The organism is Streptomyces yaizuensis, from assembly GCF_034961445.1.
GTDB classification, from domain to species: Bacteria; Actinomycetota; Actinomycetes; order Streptomycetales; family Streptomycetaceae; genus Streptomyces; species Streptomyces yaizuensis.
Map to the genome: position 1 here is coordinate 194,327 of NZ_BSBI01000015.1, position 16,982 is coordinate 211,308.

The following is a 16,982-nucleotide window of genomic DNA, read 5'->3' on the forward strand; positions in this document are numbered from 1 at the left end:
CCTGGTTCGACGTGATCGGCGGCGAGAGTTCCTGGCTCCCGGGTCTCCCCGGTGACAGTGGCGGGACCGCGCCGGATTCGCACCGGCTTCCTCTGCTGCCGCCCAATGGCCCCGGCAGTCCACCACGCTGCGAGAACACCCGTCAACCTGCCGTTGACCTGCGGCGGGGGCAGTGTGCTCAGCCCCACACCCGGGCCGCCGGGGCATGCGGAACGGGCCGGACACCCCAGGGGGTGTCCGGCCCGTTCGTGTGGACGGCCGGTCAGACGACGATCAGGTAGATGCCGAAGCTGACCGCCACCAGGCAGAGCGTGAAGCAGAGGTAGGCGCCGGCCCGGGCGACGGCTGCCGAACCGCCGGCCTGCGAGGCCACCTCCTGCTTGCTGAGGCCGACGAGCCCCAGGACGAAGAGGCCCGCGATGGTCACGGTGGCGAGGAGGCTCACGCCGAAGACGGAGCCGAGTGCTACCCAGTCGATGTTCATGCTGATCTGTCCTTACACCGCGGCCGGGCTGGCCGGGCCGGATTCGGTGGCCGGGGCGGCCGGGGTCTTGTGCTCGTCCTGCGCGGGGATGATGCCGGCCGGCGGCGGGGTGACGGCGGCGATGGCGGCGGTGACCACGCCCTGCTCCGCCTCGGCGGCCTCGGTGGCCGCGGCGTCATCGGTCTCGTTGACGTTGGTGTGGTCGACGACCTGGCGGCGGGAGTAGATCCAGATCGCGACGGAGGAGCCGACGAGGAAGGCGGCCACGACGCCGACACCCCAGTCGCCCTGCTTGGTGACCAGCTCGGAGAGCGCGGCGACCAGACCGGCCGCGGGCAGGGTCAGACCCCAGGCGACGAACATCCGGGTGGCGGTCGACCAGCGGACGACGCCGCCCTTGCGGCCGAGGCCCGAGCCCATGACGGCGCCGGAGCAGGAGTGGGTGGTGGAGAGCGAGAAGCCCAGGTTGGACGAGGCCAGGATGACGCTCGCGGCGCTGGTCTGGGCGGCGAAGCCCTGCTGCGGCTGGAGGTCGGTCAGGCCCTTGCCCATGGTGCGGATGATGCGCCAGCCGCCCAGGTAGGTGCCCAGCGCGATCGCGACACCGGCGGAGACGATGACCCACAGGGGCGGGTTCGAGCCGGGGGCGAGCACATTGCCGGCGACCAGGGCCAGCGTGATGATGCCCATCGTCTTCTGGGCGTCGTTGGTGCCGTGGGCGAGCGAGACCAGGCCGGCGGAGGCGATCTGGCCCGCGCGGTAGCCCTTCGAGCTGGTCTTGTCGTCGATGTTCTTGCCGAGCTTGTAGGTCAGCTTCGCGGCGAGGTAACCACCGATGCCCGCGACCAGCGGGGCCGCGATGGCGGGGATGAGCACCTTGGTCACGACGGTGCCGCCGTTGACGCCGCTGATGCCGACCGAGGCTATGGTCGCGCCGATCAGACCGCCCATGAGGGCGTGCGAGGAGCTGGACGGCAGTCCGACCAGCCACGTCAGGAGATTCCAGAGGATGGCGCCGACGAGCGCCGCGAAGATCACTTCTGGTGTTATGCCTGCCTCGTCGACCATGCCGCTGGAGATCGTCTTGGCGACCTCCACGGACATGAAGGCGCCGACGAGGTTGAGCACGGCGGACATGGCCACCGCGGCTTTGGGCTTCATGGCGCCGGTCGAGATGGTCGTCGCCATCGCGTTGGCGGTGTCGTGGAAACCGTTCGTGAAATCGAACACGAGAGCCGTCACGATCACGATCGCGAGCAGCAGCGTGATGTGTTCCATTTACCCAGGCAATCTTTGGACGTCAGTGGCTCGGTGAACGTAGGTAACCTGAGTGAACGGAAGGTGAACTCGGACCGGATTCCGGGTGGCTCCATGTGGGGTCAGGGGTTCCGCTTGCCACTCTCCAGGGGCTGGATGGGCCTCTGTGGCGGGTTGGGCGAGCCTCTAAGTGGCTTTCGTCACCTTTTCCTATGATCAAGCCGCCTTCGCCCCGCGAAACGTTCCAGCCCCACTTTGGTGGCCCTCTGTAGTCACGTGTTCGATCCTGACAGGATCGCTCGTATGACCGATTACGTACGGCAGGACGCGATCGACGAGACCTGGCGGGCCGTGGTGGACACCGCCCGCCGAACCGCCCGGGACGGCCTCGTCGTGGGAACCTCGGGCAACGTCTCCGCCCGGGTCGGGGACCTGGTCCTCGTCACCCCCAGCGGGGTGCCCTACGACCGGCTCACCCCCGACGACACCGTCGCCGTCGACCTCGACGGCCGACAGGTCCTCGGCAGCCTCAGACCCACCAGCGAGCTGCCGCTCCACCTCGCGGTCTACCGCGAGACCGACGCCCGCGCCGTGGTCCACACCCACGCGGCACACGCCACCGCCGTCTCCACACTCGTGCCCGAGCTGCCGCCCATCCACTACATGACCGCCGAACTGGGCGGACCGGTCCGGGTCGCCGACTACGCGCTCTACGGGACGGAGGAACTCGCCCGCAACCTGATCCGGGCGCTGGACGGGCGCTCCGCCGCGCTGCTGAGGAACCATGGCACCGTCGTCCACGGCGCCACCCTGGACCAGGCGCACGCCCGCACCGCGCAACTGGAGTGGATGTGCCACGTCTGGCTCCTCGCGTCGTCGGTCCCGGGCCGCACCCCGTCCCTGCTGACCCCGCCCCAGCTCGCGGAGGCATCCACCCAATTCCAGACCTACGGCCAGCCCTGACCCGGCCTTCGCGCTGCGGGGCCCGCGCCGGTACGTGTGCGGGGCGCTCGTCCGGGGTTCCGGCCTGTCTGGCCCGTGTCGGTACGGGGGCCTCGGCCTCCCGTCCAGGGTCTCGGCCGCGTGGCCCGTGCCGACGGGGTGGCCCGCACCCTTTTTTCCCCGGCTCGGGGTACCGGCCACCCTCCGGCTGTTCCGTGGGTGGGGGGTGCAGGGTCGCCCCCGCAGGGGATCGGCGGTAAGTCCGGCGTGCGTTGACCGTGGGCCTTCGGTCCGCCGACCCCGAGGAGGTGAGCTCGGAGGCCACCGCCAACCCGCACCACACGGTGCGCCGGGACCACCCGAACAAATCCAGCCTCGCCGGCGTTTGAGGCGCGGGGGCTCGGGGGCTGGCCCTCGACAAGGGCCCGCACATGCCATGTGCCCGAGAACCTGTCCGCCCCTGCGGCAACCCGGGAAACTCAGCCTCGCTGACGATCACCCGAACAAATCCAGCCTCGCCGGCGATTGAGGCGCGGAGGTTCGGGGGCTGGCCCCCGACCGCAGTGTGCGGGCCCGTGTCGGGGACCAGTCCCCGAACCCCTGCGCCTCAATCGCCGGCGAGGCTGAATTTGCTCGGGTCGCCGGTCCCCCAGGGGTGGTGGTGCGGCTGCTTCGGTCACCCCTGGGCGGGGTGCGGGTCCGTCCTCAAGCGCCGGACGGGCTCAGTTTGTGCGGGTCGGCCCGGGACCGGGTGGTGGTGCGGGTTGGCGGGGCCTCCGGGCTCACCTCCTCGGGGTCGGCGAGCGTACTCACCAGGTCCGGTGCGGGTCGGGCTCCGCCGATCCCCTGCGGGGGCGACCCTGCACCCCCGCCCACGGACCAGCCGGAGGTGCCCGGTACCCCCGGGCGGGGGGAGGGAAGGTGCGGGACCCCGTACCGACACGGGCCGGTCGGGGTGAAGCCGACCTCGTACAGGGTGCGGGTGGCCGGTACCCCGAGCCGGGGAAGGGTGCGGGACCCCGTACCGACACGGGCCGGACAGCCGGGACCCCGGACGAGCGCGAGCAAACCGTACCGACACGGGTCGGGGCCGGGTCCGGGTCGGCCCGGGGAAATTGGGGGGCCGGCGCACGGGGTGTCCGCTGGCAGGGCGAGGGGCGGGCCCCGACACTGGAACGGTGCGACCGGTCACCGCGGCAGCCGCCGTCACCACCCTGCTCGGCCTCGGCGCAGCCACTTACGCCGCCGGCCGCTACGCCAGCGACTCCGTGCTCCGCCCCTCCCCGGACCGCCCCTTCCCCGGCGACCCCCGGCTCACCGTGCACGCCCTGGACGCCGACCGGGTCACCCTGACCCGCAGCCTCGCGTCCGGCCGCCCCGGGACCTACGGGCTCCGCGGTGACGGGGTGCACGCCGTGGTCGGCCCGGTCCTGGAGGAGGTGACCCGTTCCGCCGACACCCTGGTGCGCCGGCTGGAGCGGGTCGTGCACGGCGTCCTGGAGCCGGGGGCGCGGGTCCGGCTGACGCCGCAGCTCCATGTCGGCGACCCCGCGACCGCCCTCGGTATCGACTCCGCCGACGTCAGCATCCCCGGTGAACTCGGCCCGCTGCCCGCCTGGTCCGTCCAGGGCCCGCGGGAGACCTGGGTGATCGCCGTGCACGGTCTGGGCGCCACCCGTGAACATCCCATGAACCTCCTTCCCTTTCTGCACCGCCGCCGCATCCCGGTGCTGGGTCTCGGATACCGGGGCGACCCGGACGCGCCCCGGCCTCCCGACGGCCTCGGGCACCTCGGCGACACCGAGTGGCGCGACCTGGACGCGGCCCTCCGCTTCGCCGTCGCGGGCGGTGCCCGCAGGGTCGTTCTCTACGGCTGGTCCACCGGCGCCACGATGGCCCTGCACACCGCCGCGGATTCCGCGCTGCGCGACCGGATCAGCGGTCTGGTCCTCGATTCCCCGGTCCTCGACAAGGACGCGACCCTGCGGGCGCTGGCCGCCGCCCGCCGCACCCCCGCCGCCCTCGTCCCGCTGGCCCTGCGCGCGGCCCGGGGCCGGGCCGGGCTCTACGACGGCCGTGAACTGCCCGCGCCCGCCGCCGCGGACGCCGACGCGCTCCGCGTCCCGACGCTGATCTTCCACGGTCCCGACGACGCCGTCGCCCCCTGGGCGGCGTCCCGCGAACTCGCCGCCCACCGGCCGGGGCTGGTGTCGCTCATCACCGTGCCCGGCGCTCCGCACGCCGCGATGTGGAACGCGGACCCGGCGCGTTACGAAGAGGCGCTGCGCCGCTTCCTCACCCCCTTGATGTGACCGCGCCGGGGCGCACCCCGGCGCGGATCTCCCCGGTATCCATCGGCTTCCGATTGGGCTTTCGGGCCGTCAACGGGAACACTGCTCCTTGTGACGTCCCGAAAGCCTGATGAGCAATTGGCGCGCAACTCCAGACTCCGTCTTGTCCGCCCCCGGCCCCTGGCCACCGCCCGGCGGGCGGTCACGACCCGGCGCACCCGCCCGGCTGCCAGGCCCCCCGAGGGCACCCCACCCCCCGCCGAGCTGGCCCGCCAGGCCAGAGAAGTCCTCGCCGATGCCGTGCGCATCGCCCGCTGGGCGGCCGTGGAACGCGATCCCGGCGCCGCACCCCTCGCCGCCCCCGCCCGGGAACGGGCCGCCGCGGCACTCGACATGACCCCCCTCCAGGTGCGGGCCGGCTGGGACCGGGCCCGCCTCGCCGGCCTGGTGGAGCTGCACGGCGACACCGCCCGCCCCGGCTGGCGGCTGCGTGCCTGGGACCGGGACGACATGGCCGTGCTGCGCGGCTGGGTCGCCCTCTTCGACGCCTGGTCGCTGGCCCACCCGGCGCCCGCCGACGTCCCTCCCACCGCCGTCGCGGAAGTGGTGGAGGCCGTCCCCCAACTCCTCTCCCTGCTCCAGCTCTCGGCGGGGCCCGTCCTGGTGCCCGCCCTGCTGGATCTGCTGGAGCAGCGGGTCCAGGAACTGCGCGAGGAACGCTGTGAGGTCCCGTACGCCCCGGAGGGCCCGGTGCCGCCCCCCGAGGGCGGCCCGGACGGCTCCCGCCGGGACCCGTACACCCAGGGCACGTCCCCGGCGACCGCTGCCGGTGACGCCGTGCTGCACGGTCTGCCATCGGTCTCCCCCCTTCTCGACTGGGCCCTCGAAGGGCTCGCCGCCGTCGGCGCGCTCACCCTGGACAAGGGCCGCTCCGCCACCCTCACCCCGCTGGGCAACTGGGCGGTCTGGGTCAAACTGGAACAGATCTGTGTCGCCGCGCAGAGCCCGGCGGGCAATATCGAGCAGCCCGCCGACGACATGCTCCGCGGCTGCGCCCGGCTCACCCCCGGGCCCGCACGCGCCGAGTACCGCGCCTGGCTCGCGGCGCGCACGGTCTCCGCCGCCGTGATCGAACTCCTGACCGTCGCCCGGGGCGAGGACGCCCTGCTGCGGGGCCTCGCCTTCGAGGCCCTGCGGGTCGTGGGCGCCCCCGCCGAGGCCGAGGTGCGCGCCGCCGCGGGCGAACCCTCCCTGCGGCCGTACGCCCTCCTGTGGCTGGCCGAGTACGACGGGATGGACCCCGAGGACGCCCAGGACGTCCTCACCCGCGAGGAAGCCACCTGGCTCTGGGTCGACACGGCCGCCGCCGTCGCCGACCACGGGGAGCCCCAGCTGCTGCTGCGCCATCTCGACTCGGCGGTCCAGGGCACCGTCCCGGCGCTGCTGGAGGAGGTCAGGTCCGGGGGTCACCCGCGCACGGTGCAGGTCCTGGTCGCCCTCGCCGCTGCCCACCCCGACCCGGCCCTCGCGAAGGCCGTGCGCCGGGCCGCCTTCCAGGTCCACACCGGCGGGGCGTAGCCCGCTGTCCGGCGGGGCCGCGCACCGGGCCCCGCCGGCACCCCGCACCCGCTCCGGACCTCCCGTGAACCCGCGGACCCGGCGGGGCCGGTGGCCTCAGCCCTCCCGGGACCCCCGGAACCCCTGGGGTATGTAGTCCCCGAAGCTCCACACGTGGCCCTCCAGATCGCGCGCCAGGTACTCCCGCGCGCCGTACTCCTGGTCGGTGGGTGGCGACAGCACCTCCACGCCGTGCTCCACCGCCCTGCGGTGATGCGCGTCCACATCCTCGACGTGGACGAAGACCCCGGCCGGGCCGCCGGCCCCCAGTGCCTTGTCGTACTCCCCGCCCGTGCCCTTGCTGCCCAGCATCACGAGGCCGTCGCCGTGGCGCAGCTCCGCGTGGACCACGAGGCCGTCCCCGTCCTCGTACACCGCGTGCTCGGTGAAGCCGAACGCCCCGGTGAGCTGCCTGATCGCGGCCTTCGCGTCCTCGTACAGCAGGGACGGACAGATGCTCGGTGCCCGCTCCATCTCCCTCACTCCTTCCCCACTCCTTCCCCGTGCCACCGGTCGGACCCGATCCGGCGCGAGCGCCGCGGTGGACTCCGACCCACTGCCGATCGCACGGTCGATGTGAACTGCGTCTCAGTCTGGCACCCCCCACTGACAATGCCCGCCGAGCAGGCATCCCCGCAGGTCACAGCCGTACCACCGCCCCCGGTACCGGCCCGCCGGCCGGCCGGGGCCGTGCCCGGCCGCCCGAAACCGCGCCCCGGGCCGCACCCCCCGGCCCGCACCGCCTCCCACGCCCCGCACCCGGCGCCCCGGGCCCGCCCGAAGCCGTAAAACCACTTGCAGGCCACCGTTAGACTGGCCGTATGGCCTTTCTCCCTGTGCATTAGACGGCGTCGAAGCCCATCCCGCCCGTCCTTCCGCCGTCCCGTCCGCCCTGGAGTCTGTCCGTGATCACCGCTTCCGGTATCGAGCTGCGCGCCGGTGCCCGCATCCTCATCGAGTCCGCTTCCTTCCGTGTCGCCAAGGGCGACCGCATCGGCCTGGTCGGCCGCAACGGAGCGGGCAAGACCACGCTCACCAAGTGCCTCGCGGGCGAGGGCATCCCCGCCTCCGGCACCATCAGCCGCTCCGGCGAGGTCGGCTACCTCCCCCAGGACCCGCGCACCGGCGACCTCGACACCCTCGCGCGCGACCGCATCCTCTCCGCCCGTGAACTCGACAGCGTGCTGCGCCGGATGCGGGAGAACGAGGAGCGCATGGCGAACGGGAAGGGCGCCACGCGCGAGAAGGCGATGAAGAAGTACGAGCGCCTGGAGACGGAGTTCCTGACCAAGGGCGGCTACGCGGCGGAGGCCGAGGCGGCCACCATCGCCGCCGCGCTCGGCCTGCCCGACCGGGTCCTCGGCCAGCCCCTGCACACCCTCTCCGGCGGCCAGCGCCGCCGGGTCGAGCTGGCGCGCATCCTCTTCTCGGACGCCGACACCCTGCTCCTGGACGAGCCCACCAACCACCTCGACGCCGACTCGATCGTCTGGCTGCGCGACTACCTCAAGTCCTACCGCGGCGGCTTCATCGTGATCTCCCACGACGTCGACCTGGTCGAGACGGTCGTCAACAAGGTCTTCTACCTGGACGCCAACCGCTCCGCCATCGACGTCTACAACATGGGCTGGAAGCTCTACCAGCAGCAGCGCGAGGCCGACGAGAAGCGCCGCAAGCGCGAGCGGCAGAACGCGGAGAAGAAGGCCGCCGCCCTCAACGCCCAGGCCGACAAGATGCGCGCCAAGGCCACCAAGACGGTCGCCGCGCAGAACATGGCCCGCCGTGCCGAGCGGCTGCTCTCCGGCCTGGAGGCCGCGCGGGTCTCCGACAAGGTCGCCAAGCTCCGCTTCCCCGAGCCCGCGCCCTGCGGCAAGACGCCGCTGCGGGCGGAGGGCCTCTCCAAGTCGTACGGCTCGCTGGAGATCTTCACCGATGTCGACCTCGCCATCGACAAGGGCTCCCGCGTCGTCATCCTCGGTCTGAACGGCGCCGGCAAGACCACGCTGCTGCGGCTGCTCGCGGGCGTGGAGCAGCCGGACACCGGTGCCGTCAGCCCCGGTCACGGCCTCAAGCTGGGCTACTACGCCCAGGAGCACGAGACCCTGGACCCGGAGCGCACGGTCCTGGAGAACATGCGCTCCTCCGCCCCCGACCTCGATCTGGTGGAGGTCCGCAAGACCCTCGGCTCGTTCCTGTTCTCCGGCGACGACGTCGACAAGCCCGCCGGGGTGCTCTCCGGTGGCGAGAAGACCCGGCTGGCCCTGGCCACCCTGGTCGTCTCCTCGGCGAACGTCCTCCTCCTGGACGAGCCCACCAACAACCTCGACCCGGCCAGCCGGGAGGAGATCCTGGGCGCGCTGCGCACCTACAAGGGCGCGGTCATCCTGGTCACCCATGACGAGGGCGCGGTCGAGGCACTGGAGCCGGAGCGGATCATTCTGCTGCCCGACGGCGTCGAGGACCTGTGGGGCGCCGACTACGCGGACCTGGTCAGCCTCGCCTGACCGGCGCCTGGCTCCGGCGCCTGACCGGCGCCGCGCTCCGGAGGCGCCGGTCCGCCGGCCGCCGCCGACCCGCTCGGTGACTTTGGCTCGGCGACTTTGGCTCGGTGACTCCGCAGAGTCACCGGCCGACCCTCCGCCGGTGATCGGCACCGTCCCTCCGGGGGCGACGCCGACCCCGGCCAGCACACTGATCCACTCCCTATGGATCATTCGGCTCACGGGTGATCCATCATCTGAGTGAGCGTGTCTCATCCCCCTGCCGGAGTACGGCCCGCCGCGCGCCCGGCGTGCGGCGATCCGGGCCCTTTCCGGCCCACCCGTTCTGACCTGGTCATTTTCCTTGGTGAACCGTTCTGATGTGCGGAATCCTGCGCTGGGAATGAACCTTTCCGGACCTCTGGGACGTATATCGGCTCACCAAGGTCCTCCCATGGACCTTGCCGAATGGGTGGCCAGGAAGGGCGCAAGGGGTGATCATGAGAAGTCCAGAGCGCACTTCCCATGAGGAGGCACGGGTGGCCGAGACTCTGAAGAAGGGCAGCCGGGTTACCGGCGCCGCGCGCGACAAGCTCGCGGCAGACCTGAAGAAGAAATACGACTCCGGTGCGAGTATCCGGGCGCTGGCCGAAGAGACCGGCCGGTCCTATGGATTCGTCCATCGGATGCTGAGTGAGTCCGGAGTCACACTGCGGGGACGCGGTGGAGCCACACGGGGAAAGAAGGCCGCTTCGGCCTGAGGGCGGGCCGGGCCCGACAGGCCCGGTTCCCCTCCGGTTCCGAGGTGTCCATCCGGTCGGCCGGACGGCGGTCCGGATGGACACCGTCGGTCACTGGTGGTCTTCGCCCGTCGGCGGTCGGTCGCACCGGCCGCCGGGCCCCGGAGTGCCGGGCGGGTGGTTACTGTGCGGTCGCTTAGCTAGTCTGCGACTGCACGGCTCACCTCACCCGAACCGGAGGCGCCCCATGACTTCGCCCGGCTCCGCGCACGACCCCGTCCTGGACCAGGACGGCGTACGGCTCACCGTCGAGGACACGGTCGCCACGGTGACCCTGGCCAACCCGGCGAAGCGCAATGCCCAGTCACCCGCCCTGTGGCGGGCCCTGGCGCACGCGGGCCGTTCGCTGCCCGGCACCGTGCGGGTCGTCGTGCTGCGCGCCGAGGGCAAGTCGTTCTCCGCCGGGCTCGACCGGCAGGCGTTCACGCCCGAGGGCTTCCCGGGCGAGCCGTCCTTCCCCGAACTCGCGCGCCTGTCCGACGACGCGCTCGACGGCGTGATCGCCGAGTACCAGGAGGCGTTCACCTGGTGGCGCAGGAGCGACCTCGTCACGGTCGCGGCCGTCCAGGGGCATGCGATCGGCGCCGGCTTCCAGCTGGCCCTCGCCTGCGATCTGCGGGTGGTGGCCCAGGACGTCCAGTTCGCCATGCGCGAGACCGGCCTCGGGCTCGTCCCCGACCTCACGGGCACCCATCCGCTGGTGTCCCTCGTCGGCTATGCCCGCGCGCTGGAGATCTGCGCGACGGGCCGGTTCGTCCACGCCGAGGAGGCCGAGCGGATCGGCCTCGCCAACCTCGTGGTCCCCGGGGCCGAGCTGGACTCGGCGGTACGGGACCTCACGGCCGCGCTGCTCGTCGCCCCGCGCGACGCGGTGATCGAGACCAAGGCGCTGCTGCGGGGAGCCACGGACCGCTCCTACGAGGAGCAGCGCGCGGCCGAGCGCGCGGCACAGGCCCGCCGGCTGCGGGATCTCGCGGACCTCGGCGACTAGGGCCTGTCCGACGGGTCAGGCTGGGGTCCGCGTGCCCCGCCACACCGCCCCGCCACACCCCGGAGGCCACCTCCACCCTCCGTCGTGCGATCCGTCCTGCCAGGCCCTGTGGCCCGGGAACCCCCTGCCTTCGGCGCAACCGGTGACCCGACGAGCCGCACCCCGGCGGGTCACACCGCCACCTCGGTGATCAGGACCGCGAGCGGGCGGTCCGCCGGGAGTTCCGCCGACGCCGCCGCGCGCACCGCGCGGGCCACGGCGAGGGGGCGGTGGCCCGCCGCGACCGCGATCTCCACCCGGGCCCGGTCCGCGCCGACGCTGACGGCCGGGCCCAGCACGGTGGTCAGCCGGGCCACGCCGGGTACGGCGACCACGGCGGCCGTGACCCGTCCGACCGGCCCGCCCGTGGCGGAATCCCCCTCCGTTCCCGGCCGCCTGGTCCCGGTCGCCGGTTCCGGTTCCGGGTGCGGGCCGGCCTCGCGCGGGTCCGCGACATCCGTCACCCGGATGTCCGCCTCCACCGCCGGCAGATCCAGTACGTCCGTGGCGGCCGTGAGCAGCGCCGTCCGCAGGGCCGCCGCCGGCTCCGGCAGGGGCCGGGTCCAGTCGGTCCCCGCGCACTCGGCCTCGATCCGCAGCGGCCCCGCCGGCAGCGCGCCCGGAGGGGGCGGCACCAGCGGCCCCTGTGCCCGCTCCGGGTCCACCAGGGAGAGCCGTACGCGGCTCAGCACCGCCCCCGGGACGCCCGCCGCCGCCCGCCGCAGGACCTCCCGCGCCGCCCGCTCCGTCAGCCAGGTGCCGTCCGCGGCCCCGCCCAGCGCCAGCAGCCTGCCGATGCCCAGCCATCCCCGTACCGCGTCAGCAGTGGTCATTGCCCCAGCCTGCCGCATCCCCGGCGCGCGAGCCGACATACGCGCTTAATGTGGTCAAAAGGGGTTCTTTTTGCCCCGTGCCCGCTCCGGGTGCGGCAGGCGGCAGCGGAAAGGACACAGGGCGATGACGGAGACCACCGGCAGGGATGCCGCCGGCTCGGGTGACGAGCACCGCAGGACACAGGGCGGCAAGCGCGGCGGCGGAGACCCCGGCGGCCGGGGCCGTACGACCATCTCCGACGGCGTCGTCGAGAAGATCGCCGGGCTGGCCGCCCGGGACGTGGTCGGCGTCCACGCGATGGGCAGCGGCCTCTCCCGGACCTTCGGCGCGGTCCGCGACCGGGTGCCGGGCGGCGCCCGCGCCAGCGTCACCAGAGGGGTCAAGGCCGAGGTCGGCGAGGTGCAGACCGCGCTGGACCTGGAGATCGTCGTCGACTACGGCGTCTCCATCTCCGGCGTGGCGCGCGCGGTGCGCGAGAACGTGGTCTCCGCCGTGGAGCGGATGACCGGCCTGGAGGTGGTCGAGGTCAATATCGCGGTCACCGATGTGAAACTGCCCGACGAAGAGGACGAGGACGAACCGGAACCCCGCCTCCAGTGATCGCCGGAAACGAAGGAGAGGCGCTGAAATGAGCATGGCTGTGGCCGGAATGCTGGCCGGAATCGCGCTCGGTTTCGCCGGGTACTTCGGTGGCTTCGGGGCGTTTCTGCTGGTCGCCGCGTTGGGCGCGGTCGGATTCGTGGCAGGCCGCTTTCTCGACGGCGATCTGACGCCCGGAGAGTTCTTCCGTGGCCGCGAGCGCGGCGACCGGACCCGGTGACCCCGCGTACCCGGGCCGCCCCCCGGCGGCCGGACGACCGGGACGGCGGCGGCCCGGCGGCCCCGGTCGCCGCCGCCGACCGGGGAGCCACCGTCATCGCCGACCGGGTCGTCGCCAAGATCGCGGCACGGGCCGCCCGGGAGGCGGTCGGGCCCGTGCCCGGCGGCCGGCCCCCCTTCGCCTCCGTGACCGTGCGTGAGGGAGCCGCCCGGGTCAGGGTCGGTCTCGAACTCGGCTACCCCTCCGACATCGGCGCCCAGTGCCAAGCGGTACGCCACCGGGTCGCCGAACGCGTCGGCGCGCTGGCCGGGATGACCGTCCCCGAGGTGTCCGTCCTGGTGGAACGGCTGCACTCGGCACACACCCGTGGCACGGCGGACCGGAGGATCCGATGACCGAACGGACCGGCACCGGGCCCGCACCGTCACAGGGACGCGGTGAGCCACCGGAGGACGTACCGGGCGAGCCGCCGGGGGAGGTGCCGCCTCCGGAGTCCGCCGACCCGCCCGGCCCCTTCCTCGTCCGCAACCCCAAGTCCGGCACCGGCCGCTTCTGGTCGGCCCGCCGGATCCCGGCCGCGCTGCTCGCCGCCGTCACCGCGGGCGGCACGGGCCTGTTCCTCTACGACATCGCCGCCGTCCGGGCGGGCCGTCCCGGCATGGAGTGGCGCCGCGAGGCGGCCGGCCGGCTGGCCCGCTGGCGGCTGGACGAGACCTGGGTGCAGGCGGCCGCCGCCGCCCTCGCCGCCATCGGCCTCTGGCTGATCGTGCTCGCCGTCACCCCCGGGCTGCGCCGGTTGCTGACCATGCGCCGCGACGGCACCCCCGTCCGGGCCGGCCTGGACCGCCGCGCCGCCGCCCTGGTGCTGCGGGACCGGGCCATGGAGGTGCCCGGCGTACGGTCCGTGAACGTCCGGATGGGGCGTTCCCGGCTCAGGGTGCGCGCACGCTCCCACTTCCGTGACCTCGACGACGTCCGCCGTGACCTCGACGGGGCCCTCGCCACGGCCGTCGGCGAACTCGGCCTCGTGAAAACCCCGTCGCGTTCCCTGCGGGTCTCGCGGCTCCCCGTGCGGAAGAGGTGACGCGTGATGCTGAGAGCCGTCAACCGTGTGGTGCTCGGCGTAGCGGGCGCGGTGCTGCTCTGCGCGGGCGGGGCCGCCCTCGCGGCGGGGCTCGGCGCGGACGTGCCGTCCTGGTGGCCCTGGGACGGGCGGCGCGATGTGCTCCTGTCCACGGCGGACCGGGAGCGCTGGCGCGACGAGGGCTGGTGGTGGCCCACCGTCATCGCCGTCCTCGCGGTCGTCGTGGTGCTCGCGCTCTGGCTGCTGCTCGCCCAGCTCCACCGGGGCAGACTCGCCGATCTGCGGGTCGACAGCGGTGACGACGAAGGCGCGCTGCTGCGGGGCCGGGCCCTGGAGGAGGTGCTGGCGGCGGAGGCCGGCGCGCTCGCCGGGGTCTCCCGCGCCCGGGTCCGGCTGACCGGCCGCCCCAGGGGCCCGCGGGCCCGGATCGGGCTGCTGCTGGAGCCGTACGCCTCACCGCGGCGCACCCTGGAGGGGCTGGCGGCCGGGGCGGTGGAGCACGCCCGGGCCGCCGCCGGGCTCGGCGAACTCCCGGCGGAGGCACGGCTGCGCGCGGTACGCCACGGCGCCCGCCGGGTCGGCTGACACGCTCCAGCAGGCCCGCGCAGCCCGGCGACCCGGCGACCCGGCGACCCGGCACACCGGACACCCGGCTTCGTGCCCCGGCCCGCCGCAGTTCCCCGGCCGCCCGGTCGCCCGGTCGCCCGGCCGCCCGGTCGCCCGGTCGCCCGGTCGCCGGCCCGCCCCAGTACCCGACCCCGTACCGTCAGAAACCGCGCCGCATGCCCCCGTCGACCGGCAGCATCACACCCGTCAGATAGGACGCGGCCGGGGAGAGCAGGAACGCCGCCACGCGGCCGAACTCCTCCGGTGTCCCGTACCGCCGCAGCGGAATCCGGGATTCGCCCGCGGCACGGGCCGCCTCCGCGTCCCCCGACAGGGCGTCGAGTTCGCGTACCCGGTCCGTGTCGATACGGGCCGGCAGCAGCCCCACCACGCGGACGCCCCGGGGCCCCAGCTCGTCCGCGAGCGACTTGGCGAAGCCCGCGAGCCCCGGCCGCAGCCCGTTGGAGATGCTCAGCCCGGGGACCGGCTCGTGGACCGAGGCGGAGAGCACCAGTCCGATCACCCCGCCCTCCTCCAGCGCGGCGGCCGCCGAGCGGGCCAGCCGTACGGCTCCGAGGAACACCGACTCGAACGCCGCCCGCCACTGCTCGTCGGTGTTGTCCGCGCTGAAGCCGGGCGCCGGCCCGCCCACGCTGATCAGCACCCCGTCGAACCGGCCGAAGTGCGCCCGGGCGGCGGCGATCAGCCGCTCCGCGCCCTCCGGGTCGGCGTTGTCCACGGCCAGCCCCACGGCGTCCGGTCCGAGCCCGGCCGCCGCCTCCAGCACCGTCGCCTCGTCCCGCCCGCTGATGACGACCTTCGCGCCCTCGGCGACCAGCGCCCGCGCGGAGGCGTGACCCAGCCCCCGGGAGGCGCCCGTCAGCACATAGACACGGTCCTTCAATCCAAGATCCATGGCGCTATCCTGCCCGTTCCTCCCGGCCGAGCGCGAGGGCCGTGGTCACCAGGGCGATATGGCTGAACGCCTGCGGGAAGTTCCCCAGCTGGCACCGCGCCACCGGGTCGTACTCCTCGGCCAGCAGCCCCACGTCGTTGCGGAGGTCGAGCAACCGCTCGAACAGCTCCTTGGCCTCCCGCACCCGGCCGGTCATCCGCAGCGCGTCGGCCAGCCAGAACGAGCAGGCGAGGAAGGCGCCCTCGACCCCGGGCAGGCCGTCCACGTCCACCGTCCCGCCCTCGGTGGTGTAGCGGCGCACCAGGCCCTCCGGGGTCCCGAGCCCGTCCCGGACCGCGTCGACCGTGCCCACCACCCGGGGGTCGTCCGGCGGCAGGAAGCCGGTACGGGGGATCAGCAGCGTCGCCGCGTCCAGCTCGTCGGAGCCGTAGTACTGGGTGAAGGTGTTGCGCCGGGGGTCGTACCCCTTCGCGCACACCTCCTCGTGGACCGCGTCGCGCATCGCCCGCCACCGGTCCACGTCGCCGCGGAGCGCGGGATCGGACTCCAGGGTGCGCACGGCCCGGTCCGCCGCCACCCACGCCATCACCTTGGAGTGGACGAAGTGCCGCCGGGGGCCGCGCACCTCCCACAGCCCCTCGTCCGGCTCCCGCCACCGGGTCTCCAGGAAGCCCAGCAGGCTGAGCTGGAGGAACCAGGCGTGCCGCTCCGCCGGGATCCCCGCCTCCCGGGCGAGATGGAAGGAGTCCATCACCTCGCCGTAGACATCGAGCTGCAACTGGTTCACGGCGGCGTTCCCGGTGCGTACGGGGGTGGAGTCCGCGTACCCGGAGAGCCAGGGCAGCACCGTCTCCGGAAGCCTGCGTTCCCCGCCGAGCCCGTACATGATCTGGAGGTCCGCCGGATCGCCCGCGACCGCGCGCAGCAGCCAGTCCCGCCAGGCCGCCGCCTCGTCCCGGTAGCCCGCGTCGAGCAGCGCGTCCAGCGTGAGTGTGGAGTCCCGCAGCCAGCAGTAGCGGTAGTCCCAGTTCCGTACGCCGCCGAGCGACTCGGGCAGCGAGGTCGTCGGCGCGGCGACGATGCCGCCGGTCGGTTTGAACGTGAGCGCCTTCAGGGTGATCAGCGAACGGACCACGGCATCCCGGTACGGGCCCTGCGTGCTGCACCGGGTCGCCCACGCGGACCAGTCGCGCAGGCTGCACTCCAGCGCCTCGTACGGATCGACCAGTGTGGGCCGCGACCGGTGCGAGGGATGCCAGGTCAGGGTGAACGCCACCCGCTCGCCGGGGCCCACCCGGAACGAGGAGACGGTGCTGAAGTCCTGCCCCCAGGTCTTGACCTTCGGCTCGCTGCGCAGCCACACCGAGTCGGGCCCGGCGACCGCGACCCGCTGACCGCCGGAGCGGCGCATCCAGGGCACCACGGACCCGTAGTCGAAACGGATCCGCAGCACCGCCTCCATCTCCACCGAACCGCTGACGCCCTCCACGATCCGTGTCAGATCGGGGGCCTCGTCGCGCTGCGGCATGAAGTCGATGACCTTCACCGTGCCGTCGGCCGTCTCCCACACCGACTCCAGGACCAGCGAGTCCCCGATGTAGGAGCGCCGGGTGCAGACGCCCGCGCCCCGGGGCGCGATCCGCCAGTGGCCGTTCTCCCGGTCGCCGATGAGCGCGGCGAAACAGGCGGCGGAGTCGAAGCGGGGCAGACAGAGCCAGTCGACGGAGCCGTCCCGGCCGACCAGTGCCGCTGTCTGGAGATCACCGATGAGGGCGTAGTCCTCGATGCGTTGGGTCACGCAGTGGCGCATTCCCGTCCGGC

At 73.7% G+C, this 16,982-nt stretch carries 17 protein-coding genes and 1 riboswitch; of the genes, 11 read left to right on the top strand and 6 right to left on the bottom strand.

Translation table 11 applies throughout. The features are described 5' to 3' along the window. Positions 1 to 6 precede the first annotated feature (6 nt). Positions 7 to 139, bottom strand: a riboswitch (cobalamin riboswitch). A gap of 123 nt (positions 140 to 262) precedes the next feature. Continuing rightward, the gene (locus SYYSPA8_RS30610) at positions 263 to 484 is read right to left on the bottom strand and encodes a hypothetical protein (RefSeq protein ID WP_323450643.1); all 222 of its coding nucleotides are present in this window, start codon (positions 482 to 484) and stop codon (positions 263 to 265) included. 12 nt (positions 485 to 496) lie between these two features. Further along, on the bottom strand, positions 497 to 1,762 hold the full coding sequence (locus SYYSPA8_RS30615) for an inorganic phosphate transporter (RefSeq protein ID WP_323450644.1): 1,266 nt from the start codon (positions 1,760 to 1,762) through the stop codon (positions 497 to 499). A gap of 282 nt (positions 1,763 to 2,044) precedes the next feature. Between SYYSPA8_RS30615 and SYYSPA8_RS30620 the strand changes: the two genes are divergently transcribed. The 3 genes from SYYSPA8_RS30620 to SYYSPA8_RS30630 all read left to right on the top strand — a co-directional run bounded on the left by SYYSPA8_RS30620 (position 2,045) and on the right by SYYSPA8_RS30630 (position 6,552). Continuing rightward, a complete protein-coding gene (locus SYYSPA8_RS30620; protein ID WP_323450645.1) occupies positions 2,045 to 2,704 on the top strand; it encodes a class II aldolase/adducin family protein in 660 nt (219 codons plus the stop codon). A 1,157-nt stretch (positions 2,705 to 3,861) separates the two neighbouring features. Then, a complete protein-coding gene (locus SYYSPA8_RS30625; RefSeq protein ID WP_323450646.1) occupies positions 3,862 to 4,995 on the top strand; it encodes an alpha/beta hydrolase in 1,134 nt (377 codons plus the stop codon). A gap of 90 nt (positions 4,996 to 5,085) precedes the next feature. Then, positions 5,086 to 6,552, top strand: coding sequence for a hypothetical protein (locus SYYSPA8_RS30630; protein WP_407706117.1), 1,467 nt, complete (start codon positions 5,086 to 5,088; stop codon positions 6,550 to 6,552). A 96-nt stretch (positions 6,553 to 6,648) separates the two neighbouring features. Here the strand turns inward: SYYSPA8_RS30630 and SYYSPA8_RS30635 are convergent, their stop codons facing one another. Beyond that, positions 6,649 to 7,065, bottom strand: coding sequence for a VOC family protein (locus tag SYYSPA8_RS30635; protein WP_323450647.1), 417 nt, complete (start codon positions 7,063 to 7,065; stop codon positions 6,649 to 6,651). Positions 7,066 to 7,496: 431 nt separating this feature from the next. Here SYYSPA8_RS30635 and SYYSPA8_RS30640 point away from each other — a divergent pair, with 431 nt between their 5' ends. The 3 genes from SYYSPA8_RS30640 to SYYSPA8_RS30650 all read left to right on the top strand — a co-directional run bounded on the left by SYYSPA8_RS30640 (position 7,497) and on the right by SYYSPA8_RS30650 (position 10,862). Further along, positions 7,497 to 9,095, top strand: coding sequence for an ABC-F family ATP-binding cassette domain-containing protein (locus SYYSPA8_RS30640; RefSeq protein WP_323450648.1), 1,599 nt, complete (start codon positions 7,497 to 7,499; stop codon positions 9,093 to 9,095). A gap of 515 nt (positions 9,096 to 9,610) precedes the next feature. Next, the gene (locus tag SYYSPA8_RS30645) at positions 9,611 to 9,832 is read left to right on the top strand and encodes a helix-turn-helix domain-containing protein (protein WP_006123601.1); all 222 of its coding nucleotides are present in this window, start codon (positions 9,611 to 9,613) and stop codon (positions 9,830 to 9,832) included. A 226-nt stretch (positions 9,833 to 10,058) separates the two neighbouring features. Next, on the top strand, positions 10,059 to 10,862 hold the full coding sequence (locus tag SYYSPA8_RS30650; protein ID WP_323450649.1) for an enoyl-CoA hydratase/isomerase family protein: 804 nt from the start codon (positions 10,059 to 10,061) through the stop codon (positions 10,860 to 10,862). A 170-nt stretch (positions 10,863 to 11,032) separates the two neighbouring features. Here the strand turns inward: SYYSPA8_RS30650 and SYYSPA8_RS30655 are convergent, their stop codons facing one another. Continuing rightward, positions 11,033 to 11,734 carry a hypothetical protein gene (locus SYYSPA8_RS30655; RefSeq protein WP_323450650.1) on the bottom strand — a complete coding sequence of 234 codons (702 nt, stop codon included), beginning with the start codon at positions 11,732 to 11,734 and terminating at the stop codon, positions 11,033 to 11,035. Positions 11,735 to 11,858: 124 nt separating this feature from the next. On the opposite strand from SYYSPA8_RS30655, the gene SYYSPA8_RS30660 reads away from it, so the two are divergent. The 5 genes from SYYSPA8_RS30660 (at position 11,859) to amaP (ending at position 14,224) form a co-directional block, all read left to right on the top strand. After that, the gene (locus SYYSPA8_RS30660) at positions 11,859 to 12,335 is read left to right on the top strand and encodes an Asp23/Gls24 family envelope stress response protein (protein ID WP_323450651.1); all 477 of its coding nucleotides are present in this window, start codon (positions 11,859 to 11,861) and stop codon (positions 12,333 to 12,335) included. Positions 12,336 to 12,363: 28 nt separating this feature from the next. Beyond that, the gene (locus SYYSPA8_RS30665) at positions 12,364 to 12,555 is read left to right on the top strand and encodes a hypothetical protein (RefSeq protein ID WP_323450652.1); all 192 of its coding nucleotides are present in this window, start codon (positions 12,364 to 12,366) and stop codon (positions 12,553 to 12,555) included. A gap of 95 nt (positions 12,556 to 12,650) precedes the next feature. Beyond that, positions 12,651 to 12,950, top strand: a complete 300-nt coding sequence (locus SYYSPA8_RS30670) for an Asp23/Gls24 family envelope stress response protein (RefSeq protein WP_323450706.1) — start codon at positions 12,651 to 12,653, stop codon at positions 12,948 to 12,950. Continuing rightward, on the top strand, positions 12,947 to 13,639 hold the full coding sequence (locus SYYSPA8_RS30675; protein WP_323450653.1) for a DUF6286 domain-containing protein: 693 nt from the start codon (positions 12,947 to 12,949) through the stop codon (positions 13,637 to 13,639). The genes SYYSPA8_RS30670 and SYYSPA8_RS30675 overlap by 4 nt, the downstream gene beginning before the upstream one ends. 6 nt (positions 13,640 to 13,645) lie before the next feature. Continuing rightward, a complete protein-coding gene (gene amaP / locus SYYSPA8_RS30680) occupies positions 13,646 to 14,224 on the top strand; it encodes an alkaline shock response membrane anchor protein AmaP (RefSeq protein WP_323450654.1) in 579 nt (192 codons plus the stop codon). 181 nt (positions 14,225 to 14,405) lie between these two features. Here amaP and SYYSPA8_RS30685 read toward each other — a convergent pair whose 3' ends face one another. Both SYYSPA8_RS30685 and SYYSPA8_RS30690 read right to left on the bottom strand, forming a co-directional pair. After that, positions 14,406 to 15,161 (bottom strand): SDR family oxidoreductase, encoded by a 756-nt coding sequence (locus SYYSPA8_RS30685; protein ID WP_323450655.1) that lies wholly within the window; start codon positions 15,159 to 15,161, stop codon positions 14,406 to 14,408. A 4-nt stretch (positions 15,162 to 15,165) separates the two neighbouring features. After that, positions 15,166 to 16,971, bottom strand: coding sequence for a glycoside hydrolase family 15 protein (locus SYYSPA8_RS30690; RefSeq protein WP_323450656.1), 1,806 nt, complete (start codon positions 16,969 to 16,971; stop codon positions 15,166 to 15,168). Between the last annotated feature and the right edge of the window lie 11 nt (positions 16,972 to 16,982).

Bases quoted from the DNA above. Each gene is read 5' to 3' on its own strand.
- SYYSPA8_RS30610 (WP_323450643.1), bottom strand. From the start codon at position 484: ATGAACATCGACTGGGTAGCACTCGGCTCCGTCTTCGGCGTGAGCCTC.
- SYYSPA8_RS30615 (WP_323450644.1), bottom strand. From the start codon at position 1,762: ATGGAACACATCACGCTGCTGCTCGCGATCGTGATCGTGACGGCTCTC.
- SYYSPA8_RS30620 (WP_323450645.1), top strand. From the start codon at position 2,045: ATGACCGATTACGTACGGCAGGACGCGATCGACGAGACCTGGCGGGCC.
- SYYSPA8_RS30635 (WP_323450647.1), bottom strand. From the start codon at position 7,065: ATGGAGCGGGCACCGAGCATCTGTCCGTCCCTGCTGTACGAGGACGCG.
- SYYSPA8_RS30650 (WP_323450649.1), top strand. From the start codon at position 10,059: ATGACTTCGCCCGGCTCCGCGCACGACCCCGTCCTGGACCAGGACGGC.
- SYYSPA8_RS30655 (WP_323450650.1), bottom strand. From the start codon at position 11,734: ATGACCACTGCTGACGCGGTACGGGGATGGCTGGGCATCGGCAGGCTG.
- SYYSPA8_RS30660 (WP_323450651.1), top strand. From the start codon at position 11,859: ATGACGGAGACCACCGGCAGGGATGCCGCCGGCTCGGGTGACGAGCAC.
- SYYSPA8_RS30665 (WP_323450652.1), top strand. From the start codon at position 12,364: ATGAGCATGGCTGTGGCCGGAATGCTGGCCGGAATCGCGCTCGGTTTC.
- SYYSPA8_RS30675 (WP_323450653.1), top strand. From the start codon at position 12,947: ATGACCGAACGGACCGGCACCGGGCCCGCACCGTCACAGGGACGCGGT.
- amaP (WP_323450654.1), top strand. From the start codon at position 13,646: ATGCTGAGAGCCGTCAACCGTGTGGTGCTCGGCGTAGCGGGCGCGGTG.
- SYYSPA8_RS30685 (WP_323450655.1), bottom strand. From the start codon at position 15,161: ATGGATCTTGGATTGAAGGACCGTGTCTATGTGCTGACGGGCGCCTCC.
- SYYSPA8_RS30690 (WP_323450656.1), bottom strand. From the start codon at position 16,971: ATGCGCCACTGCGTGACCCAACGCATCGAGGACTACGCCCTCATCGGT.